4 protein-coding genes are annotated in these 4,856 nt (G+C 69.9%); 3 read left to right on the forward strand and 1 reads right to left on the reverse strand.

Annotated elements, in window-relative coordinates:
• Window positions 1–189: 189 nt before the first annotated feature.
• Window positions 190–612, reverse strand: a complete 423-nt coding sequence (locus VFZ20_RS15580) for a 6-pyruvoyl trahydropterin synthase family protein (RefSeq protein WP_329684831.1) — start codon at window positions 610–612, stop codon at window positions 190–192.
• A gap of 235 nt (window positions 613–847) precedes the next feature.
• Here VFZ20_RS15580 and VFZ20_RS15585 point away from each other — a divergent pair, with 235 nt between their 5' ends.
• The 3 genes from VFZ20_RS15585 to VFZ20_RS15595 form a co-directional block, all read left to right on the forward strand.
• Entirely contained in the window at window positions 848–1,357 is a 510-nt protein-coding gene (locus tag VFZ20_RS15585) for a response regulator (RefSeq protein ID WP_329684832.1), read from the forward strand.
• Window positions 1,358–1,484: 127 nt separating this feature from the next.
• Window positions 1,485–2,564, forward strand: coding sequence for an EAL domain-containing protein (locus VFZ20_RS15590; protein WP_329684833.1), 1,080 nt, complete (start codon window positions 1,485–1,487; stop codon window positions 2,562–2,564).
• A 1,020-nt stretch (window positions 2,565–3,584) separates the two neighbouring features.
• Window positions 3,585–4,856 (forward strand): TonB-dependent receptor plug domain-containing protein (locus VFZ20_RS15595; RefSeq protein WP_329684834.1); only part of this gene is annotated, 1,272 nt, incomplete at its 3' end.

Consider the following 4,856-nt stretch of genomic DNA (forward strand, 5'->3'; position numbering starts at 1 on the left):
AGGGCTCCCATTCCCGTGGGGCTGCTTACGCCTCCCAAGGGGTGGGTGAAGAGCAACATCGTTTTGAACAGCGTCAGCACCGTGAGGACTTGTCAACCATCCTCCCGGTCTGTTCTGTCAACGATCATCCCGGTTGCTCACGGCGCGCGAGACACGCTCCGCCCATGTGCGTAAATCCCCGCCCCCGCCCTACTCCCCCGCGTAGTCCACGTAGAAGTCGCGGTTCTCGTGCAGGCGCAGGCGCACCAGGCGGGCGCCGGCCGGCAGGCGCCCGTGCAGGCGGCCCCACAGGAGCAGCAGGATGTTCTCCGTCGTCGGAATCCGCCCGCCGGGGGCGAACTCGGGCACCACGTGGTTCAGGTGCTGGTGGTCCAGCCGCTCCACCACCTCCGCCCGCAGCAGCGCGTCCAGCGCGCCCAGGTCCACCGAAAAGCCCGTCTCCTCGTCCACCGCCCCCTCCACCGTCACCTCCAGCAGGTAGTCGTGCCCGTGGCCGTACGGGTTGGCGCACGGGCCAAAGACGGCGCGGTTGCGCTCCTCGCTCCAGTCGGGGCGGTGGTAGCGGTGCGCGGCGCTGAAGCGCACGCGCCGGGTAAGCTGCATTCGGGGCATTCCCGTGCTCGTCCGGGTCCGATTCCGTGTGGGTGCGACGGGAGGGATGATAACGCCCGCCGAGCACCCGCCGCCAATCCCATGGGAATGGCGGTGGGACGCAAGTTCACGAAGGGAGCGGATGAGCGCGGAATGACTGGTTTCCGCCGGGCATGCGAATTGCTTTCCCCTGCCGTGGAATTGCGTATACCGATCCGGCCCGCCCGCGGTCCGCTTCCGTACCTTCATTTCAGGAATGTCCGCAACCTCGCTCTCGCATGCCGAGGCGCTTTCTCATTCCGCCTCCGACGACCGGCCGTATCGCCCCACGCGGGTGCCGGCGCCGCGCATGAGCACCGTGCGTCCCCCGGAGCCCGGCCCCGAGGACGAGCGGCCGCCCGTGATCCTCATTGCCGAGGACCACGAGGACAGCCGCGACGCCCTGCGCACGCTCCTGGACGCGTTCGGCTTTCGCGTGGTGGAGGCGGGCAACGGCCGCGAGGCCGTGGAGCGCGCCCTGACCGAGCGCCCGGACGTGATCCTCATGGACATGATGATGCCGTACGTGGACGGGTTCCAGGCCACGCGCGAGATCCGCGCCGTCGAGGAGCTGCGCGGCGTGCCCATCCTGGCCATCACCGCCATGGAGGGCGCGCGCCAGCGGGTGCTGGACGCCGGGTGCGACGACCTGGTGCCCAAGCCCATCGACGTGCGCGCGTTCCTGGACCAGATCCGCGTGTGGGCCCGGCGGGGTCGGGTGGCCTGATCTCCCCGCGTACCTGCTCCATGGCACTGTAGCACGCCCGGCACGCCCTTCGCGGTGAGCCGGGCGTCCGTTGTTTTTCCATGCGCCCCACGGATTGCTCATCCCGGCGGGACCAAAGACCATTCCCATGCACGTTTGCGACTGCAGGACGGACGCGCGCGCCCTCGCTGTGCTGGCCCCGGGGCTGGAGGGCTACCCCGAGCTCACGGGCCTTACCCCCGGCGAGGACTGGACGGTGCACCCGGAGCTGGCCGCCGTCCGCGTGGAGGTGGGCGGCCGGTCACGCTGGTCGGGCGTGGCCGAGGTCGCCACGTTCCTGCGCACGGAGCTGGACGCGGCCCGCTTTGGCGCCCTGCGCGCCACGTGGGTGCGGCGCGGCGAGCCCCTTGCCGCCCAGCTGGTGACGCTCATGCACGCCGACCGCCTGGGGGACATGGTCTCGGCGGACAGCTCGCCCCTGGCCGCCATGCTGCGCGAGGGGCGGATGGAGACGTGGTACCAGCCCATCTTCTGGGCCGGCACCCTGGAGCTGTGGGGGTACGAGTGCCTCATGCGCGGCGTGGCCCACGACGGCACCCTCGTGAGCCCCGCCACCCTGCTGGAGTGGGCGCGCCAGGAGCAGCTCACCTTCATGCTGGACCGCCACGTGCGCGAGATGCACCTGCGCAACGCGGGCGCGGCGGGCCTCGTGCCGCCCATCCACCTGCTGGTGAACTTCCTGCCCACGGCCATCTACCGACCGGAGTTCTGCCTGCGCACCACCGTGCGCGCCGCGGCCGAGGCGGGGCTGGAGCCGGACCACGTGATCTTCGAGGTGGTGGAGAGTGAGCAGACAGCCTCGCGGGCCCACCTGCGCAACCTGCTGGCGTACTACCGCGCCACGGGGTTCAAGGTGGCCCTGGACGACGTGGGGAGCGGATATTCCGGGCTGGGCCTGCTGGCGGACCTGAGCCCGGACCTCATCAAGATCGACCGCGAGTTCGTCTCTCGCGCGCCCGAATCCCAGTTTCACCGCGACGTGTGCGCGTCGCTCGCCAAGCTGGGGCACGACAACGGGCAGATGGTGCTCGCCGAGGGCGTGGAGCGCGAGGCCGAGTGGGAGATCATGAGCCAGCTGGGCGTGAACCTGCTCCAGGGCTACCTCTTTGGCCGTCCCGCGCCCGAGCCCGCCCGCCACGCCGCCGTGGAGGTCCTGCAGAAGCTCTGATCCGCGCTGAGCAGTCTCGATTTCCCACACGAGTCCATCCTGAGGAGTTGCCCGCGCGCGGGCGCTCCTTCAAAAGATGTTGCCAGACCTGTCTTCAAGCGAAACCAGGAGAGCGTCATCCTGAGGGAGCGCCGCGCTGGCCCTGAACGCGCGCCGCACGATGGCGCGACCGAAGGATCTTGTGTGCGAAACTCGGGACGCGCTCTCGTGCACGAGGGCGCCCGCAGAGCTTTGCAGGCAAGATCCTTCGGTCGCCGCCACGGATTGCGCACCAGCAAAGACCTGCGCGGCGGCTCCCTGAATAGAAAGCCAGGGCTGGCCTCGTGCATGGAGGCGCACCGCGCGAGCGCCCCCTCCGCTCGCCTAGGCTCGCACCTCCCCCAAAGACCCCTGGGGGAGGTTGGATGGCGGCGACTTTCATCCCGCAGGGTGCGCGTAGCGCCGAATGACTCAGGATGACAAGCGCGCGGGACTCCGTGGAAGGGGTTGTCAGCCTCTTCTCACAGGATGACGCGTCAGCGAACAGTGGTGCCCGGCATGCCGACGGTCCTCGCCACGATCGGGAATTGCCGATCGATCCCCCGATGCCCGCACGACAACGCGTTTACACGTCCTGCACCGGAGACGCGCTCTCCGGGCGGGACATTTTCTTGGAGCGCAGATTTGTCACACCACTGAGACAAGTATTCGGAATACTGGCTTCCGAATCCGGGGCGGGCGCGGCGGGGCCGGACACCCTTGCCGCGCGCGTCACGACGCTGTAACCTGCCGTCATCCATTTGATCTTCACGTGGGGCGCACTGCCCCGCCTCGCCGTACCGACCCGCATCGTCCCGCAGCATTTCCCGATGTTTTTGCCCGGCGCCGCGCGCGCCTGGCCTGTCCGGGCAAAACATTGTGCAATCATTCTGCGCCGTCGTGTACGGCGCACCCCGCAGCGTGCGCCCGCCGGCGGGTGGGCGCGCGTTGTCTTGCACCCACACCCGCAGCAGGAGCACGCGAATGCGTAAACTCGGTTGGATGCTCGCGGTCCTGGCCCTGCTCGCCGCGGCCGTACGGCCCGCGGCGGCGCAAGGGACCGGGACCCTCCAGGGAACCGTGACCGACGCCCAGGGCGGCGGCCCCGTCCAGGGGGCGCGCGTCACCGTGGACGGCACGTCCCTTGGCGCGGCCACGGGCGCGGACGGGCGCTACGTGCTGCGCAACGTCCCCGCCGGCGCCCGCACCCTGCGCGTGGCCATGCTGGGCTACGGCAGCACCCAGCGCACGGTCACCGTCACGGCCGGCGGCACCACCACGGCCGACTTTGCCCTGAACGCCACCGGCCTGGTGCTGGACGAGCTGGTGGTGACGGCGCTGGGCATCACCCGCGAGGAGCGGGAGATCAGCACGGCGGTCCAGGAGGTGGAGGGCGACGAGCTCGCGCGGGCCGGCGAGACCAACCTGGTGACGGCGCTGTCCGGCAAGGTGTCGGGCGTGACCATCACGAACTCCAACTCGCCGGGCGGCTCGTCGCGCATCGTCATCCGCGGCGCCAACTCCATCAGCGCCGACAACCAGCCCCTGTTCGTGGTGGACGGCGTGCCGGTCACCAACTCGGCGGGCGGCGGCGGGACGATGGGCTACAACGCCATCGACTACGGCAACGTGGTGCAGGACCTGAACCCCGCCGACATCGAGTCCATCACGGTGCTCAAGGGCCCCAACGCGGCCGCGCTGTACGGCTCGCGGGCGGCCAACGGCGCCGTGATCATCACCACCAAGAGCGGCCGGGGCGGCGGCGGGGGAACCGTCACCGCCTCCAGCACGGTGACGTTCGAAGAGCCCCTGCGCCTGCCCGACTACCAGAACAGCTACGGGCAGGGCTTCAACGGCCGGTACGGCTACGTGAACGGCAAGGGCGGCGGCATCAACGACGACTACGACGAGAGCTGGGGCCCGCGCCTGGACAACGACACGTCCGTCGTCCAGTTCTTCAGCAACGGCCAACCCGCGCCCTGGGTGTCCCACCCGAACAACGTGCGCAACTTCTTCGAGACGGGGCGCACGGCCAACACGAGCGCGGCGTTCAGCTACGCCCGCGAGGGGGCCAACATGCGCCTGTCCGTGGCCAACCTGGACCAGGACGGGATGTACCCGGGCTTCAAGCTGCAGCGCACCACGGTGGGCTTCAACGGCGGCGCGGACCTGAACGACCGCCTGCGGGCCAACGCCTCCGTGCAGTACGTGAACACGGACGCCAACAACCGCCCCGCGCAGGGCTACGGCCCCGACAACGTGATGTGGCAGTTC

This window comes from Longimicrobium sp. (assembly GCF_036280135.1).
Taxonomy (GTDB): Bacteria; Gemmatimonadota; Gemmatimonadetes; order Longimicrobiales; family Longimicrobiaceae; genus Longimicrobium.